This window comes from Streptomyces sp. NPDC002690 (genome assembly GCF_053592415.1).
In genome coordinates this window covers 1-4,178 of the sequence record NZ_JBSFVR010000499.1, presented here as the reverse complement: position 1 = coordinate 4,178, position 4,178 = coordinate 1, and the positions used below count along the sequence as shown (strand labels likewise).

At 72.1% G+C, this 4,178-nt stretch carries 3 protein-coding genes and 1 pseudogene; 2 read left to right on the top strand and 2 right to left on the bottom strand.

Annotated features, from left to right (window positions below; translation table 11 throughout):
* Nucleotides 1-208: 208 nt before the first annotated feature.
* Complete coding sequence (locus ACWD3D_RS34090; protein ID WP_451464579.1) at nt 209-2,026, top strand: SLC13 family permease; 1,818 nt, start codon at nt 209-211, stop codon at nt 2,024-2,026.
* A gap of 79 nt (nt 2,027-2,105) precedes the next feature.
* On the opposite strand, the gene ACWD3D_RS34085 is transcribed toward ACWD3D_RS34090, so the two are convergent.
* Nucleotides 2,106-2,675: a DNA polymerase ligase N-terminal domain-containing protein gene (locus ACWD3D_RS34085; protein ID WP_451464578.1), complete on the bottom strand. Its 570-nt coding sequence runs from the start codon at nt 2,673-2,675 to the stop codon at nt 2,106-2,108.
* A 200-nt stretch (nt 2,676-2,875) separates the two neighbouring features.
* On the opposite strand from ACWD3D_RS34085, the gene ACWD3D_RS34080 reads away from it, so the two are divergent.
* A complete protein-coding gene (locus ACWD3D_RS34080; RefSeq protein ID WP_451464577.1) occupies nt 2,876-3,868 on the top strand; it encodes an aldo/keto reductase in 993 nt (330 codons plus the stop codon).
* A gap of 34 nt (nt 3,869-3,902) precedes the next feature.
* Here the strand turns inward: ACWD3D_RS34080 and ACWD3D_RS34075 are convergent.
* Nucleotides 3,903-4,178: pseudogene (locus ACWD3D_RS34075) on the bottom strand (serine/threonine protein kinase); the annotation flags it as partial.

The window sequence follows — 4,178 nt, the reverse complement described above, 5'->3', positions numbered from 1 at the left end:
CAAAGGATCGACCGGGGGCGCACGGGGGCGTGTTCGCGAGCCGTTCAATTGAATTGAGCATTCAATTGAATTCCGCACCACAACGAAACAGCATGCCCGGCCGCCCTGCCCGCCGCGCGCACCAGGTCGTGTGCCGCCGGTCGGTGCGAGGGGGGAACCCTGTGCAGTACGTTCGCCTGGTGACCGATTTCAACTGGTTCGGTGTTCGATGAGTGATTCATCCCTGGTGCTGCTGGTACTGGCGGCGGTCGTCGTGCTGTTCTCGCTGAACCGCCTGCCCGTCGAGGCGGTCGCCCTCGGTTCCGCCCTCGCCCTGGTGGGCATCGGAGTGCTGACGCCCGCCCAGATCTTCAGCGGCTTCGGCGACCCGGTGGTGGGTTTCGTGGCGGCGCTGTTCGTGGTGAGCGCGGGCCTCGAAGTGACCGGGGTGACGGCCAGGGCGGGACAGCTGCTCGCGGCCCGCACCAGGCGGAGCCGCTGGCGGCTCGTCGCGCTGACCCTCGTCTCCGTCGCAGCCCTCTCGGCGCTGATCACCATGAACGGTGCGGTCGCCGCGCTGCTGCCGGTGGTGGTGATGCTGGCGGTACGGGTCGGCATGCCGCCGTCCAAACTGGTGATGCCACTGGCGTTCGCCGCGCACGCCGGGTCGATGCTGGTGCTGACCGGGACCCCGATCAACGTGCTGGTCTCCGAGGCGGCCAAGGAGGTGACCGGCCGGGGCTTCGGCTTCTTCTCCTTCCTCTGGGTGGGCGTCCCGCTGGTCGCCGGTACGGTCGCGGCGGCGGTCTTCCTCGGTGACCGGCTGCTGCCCTCCCGCAGTCCCGCGGCGCTCCCGCCGGACTTGAGCAACCACACCCTCACCCTTGTCGCGCACTACGGACTCGCCGACGACCTCGGCGGACTGGTGGTGTCCCCGCGATCGTCGTGCGTGGGGGAGACCTTTCCCTCTCTCGCCACCGGGGAAGGTGACCTCGTCGTGCTCGGAGCGCTGCGCGGGGACTCCGACGACCACGAACTGCGCAGCACCGACACCCTCTCCGTCGGGGACCAGGTCGTGGTGCGTGGAACGCCCGAGGAGCTGAACGCCTTCGCCCGGATCCACGGTCTGATCCCGCAGCGGGCCCGGCTGGGTGAGCAGCGGGCCGGTGCGCTGGTCAACCGAGAGGTCGGACTGGCGGAGGTGCTGATCTCGCCGCGTTCGGCGCTGGTCGGCGCGCGGGTCTTCCCCGGCCTGCTGACGGAGGCCCGGGACATCGTGGTACTCGCCGTGCACCGGGACGGACAGAACGCCGACCCCGGCACCGTCACACTGCGCGCGGGTGACACCCTTCTGCTGCACGGGTCCTGGCCCGCGCTCAGCGGCACCGCGGCGATCTACTCCGACGACCTGCTGCTGGTCGACTCCCCGGCGGCGGTCCGGCGCCAGAACACCCCCGTGGGACCCGCCGGACGGCGCGCTCTCGCCGTGATGGGCGCCATGGTGATCCTGCTCGCCTCCGGGCTGGTCTCCCCGGCCGTCGCCGCCCTGATCGCGGCCGTGGCGATGATCCTCCTCAAGGTCGTCTCGGTGCACGAGGCGTACGGGGGGGTGTCCTGGCCGACCGTCGTGATGGTCGGAGCGATGTTCCCGCTCTCCACCGCGATCATGACGTCGGGTGCCGCGGACTCCGTCGCCCGTCTCATCGTGGACATCGCCGGCAGCAGCCGGTACGCCTTGCTGACCGGCCTCTTCCTCGTCACGGTCGTGCTCGGGCAGTTCGTCAGCAACACCGCCACCGCGCTGATCGTCATTCCCATCGCGACCGTCGCCGCCCAGGAGGTCGGGGTCTCCGTACTTCCCGTCCTCATGGTGGTCGCGGTGGCCGCTGCCGCAGCGATGCTCACTCCGGTGGCCACGGCGGCCAACCTCATGGTGTACGAACCCGGGGGCTACCGGTTCGGCGACTACTGGCGCTTCGGCCTGCCGGTCGTCATCTGGTTCCTGGTGGTGGCGCTGACGGTCGTGCCCCGGGTCTGGCCGCTGTGAGGAGGGCCCGACGTGGACCGGGGGCGGACGGAGGAGCCCGGGGACGGACGGAGGAGCGGGTGTCCGCCCGCCCCCACCGTCATCCTCGGGCGGAGTCGTGTCCGGCCTCCGCGGCCGACACCTGGTGCAGGGTGCGCCCGGTCCTGGCCGAACGCGCGTGGTACGGGTCGGGGGTACCGGGCCGGTCCCGTACCGCCTGCTCGTCCTTGGCCTTGATCAGCAGCCACGCCTCCTGGCCGCGCGCGTCCTCCCGGCCCGTCCGGAACCTGATCAGTGCGAACTCGCCCCGCAGCTTCTCGCCGACGAGCCGGAAGGTGGCGTGGCCGCGCTCCAGGGACTCCGCGAACGGCACCGGGAGCCCGTGTTCGTCGTGGCCGAGCGGCACGTACGTGCCCTGGTCCCAGACGATGACGGTGCCGCTGCCGTACTCGCCCGGCGGGATCACCCCTTCGAACTCGCGGTACTCCAGTGCGTGGTCCTCGGTGGGGACCGCCAGTCGCCGGTCGCTGGGGTTGTCCGAGGGGCCCTGCGGCACCGCCCAGGACCGCAGAACGCCGTCGACCTCCAGCCGGAAGTCGAAGTGCATGCGCCGTGCCGCGTGAATCTGCACGACGAAGCGCGGCAGTGGGGTCACGGATTCGTGCTGCATGCCGGGCTCCCTCCGTCGTCCCTCTGGCCCGACGATCAATCCGGGCCGTGCCCCGCCCTTCCCGCCGGACCGCCGGCGCCGCCGGCCGGACACGGCCCGGGCGGGCCGTTCCGCTTCACCCTCCACTGTGCGGCCCCGCCCGGACGGCCGCACGGCGGGCGGGCCCCCGCGCCGGAACGGACCGAGGGCGGCGCAATAGCATGATCTCCATGGAACAGCGCACTCTCGGCAGGACCGGCCGTGACGTATCGGTCGTCGGACAAGGAACATGGCAGCTCGGAGGGGACTGGGGCGAGGTACGCGAGCAGGACGCGTTCGAGGTCCTCGACGCGGCGGTCGGATCGGGTGTCACCTTCTTCGACACCGCCGACGTCTACGGCGACGGCCGCAGCGAACAGCTCATCGGCCGCTACCTCAAGGACCGGCCGGACGCCGGTGTCTTCGTCGCCACCAAGATGGGCCGCCGTGAGGCCCAGGTCCCGGAGAACTACGTCCTGGACAACTTCCGCGCGTGGAACGACCGTTCGCGGGCGAACCTCGGCGTCGACACGCTGGACCTGGTCCAGCTCCACTGCCCGCCCACCAGCGTCTACTCGACCGACGCCGTCTTCGACGCGCTCGACACCCTCGTCGCCGAGCAGCGCGTCGCCGCCTACGGGGTCAGCGTCGAGACCTGCGAGGAGGCGCTCACCGCGATCGCCCGCCCCGGCGTCGCGAGCGTCCAGATCATCCTCAACCCGTTCCGGCTGAAGCCGCTGGAGAAGGTCCTCCCGGCCGCGCTCGCCGCCGGAGTGGGCATCATCGCCCGGGTCCCGCTCGCCTCCGGCCTGCTCTCCGGCCGCTACACGGCCGAGACCGTCTTCGCCCCGGAGGACCACCGGACCTTCAACCGCCACGGCGAGGCGTTCGACCAGGGTGAGACCTTCTCCGGTATCGACTACGCGACCGGCGTCGAAGCCGCCGCCGAGTTCTCCGGATTCGCCCCCCAGGGCGCCACCCCCGCCCAGACGGCGCTGCGCTGGATCATCCAGCAGCCCGGCGTCACCAGCGTCATCCCCGGAGCGCGGTCCGTGGACCAGGCCCGTGCCAACGCCGACGCGGCCGCGCTCTCCCCGCTGCCGCAGCCGACCCTGGACGCGGTGCGCGACCTGTACGACCGCCGCATCCGCGCGGGCGTGCACGACCGCTGGTAGCCACGCGCTCTGGCAGCGGCTCCGGGACGACCGCTCAGTCGTCGTCCCCGCCGTCGTCCCCGTCCTCGCCGTCCGAGTCCCGCTGCCCGGTGTCCTGGGTGTCGGACGCGGCGGGGGCGGGGGAGCCCTCGCCCTGCGGGGTGACGACACCCTGCGACGCGCCGGTGCCCGGGGTCACCGCCGAACCGGAGTCGGGGGCGAAGATCACCGTGCCCAGGTAGACGGCCACCACGAACGCGATCGAGCCCGCCACCGCGCTCGCCACCCGCGGGCGCCGCCGGATGGCCTCGCTCGCGGCGAGGCGGCGACC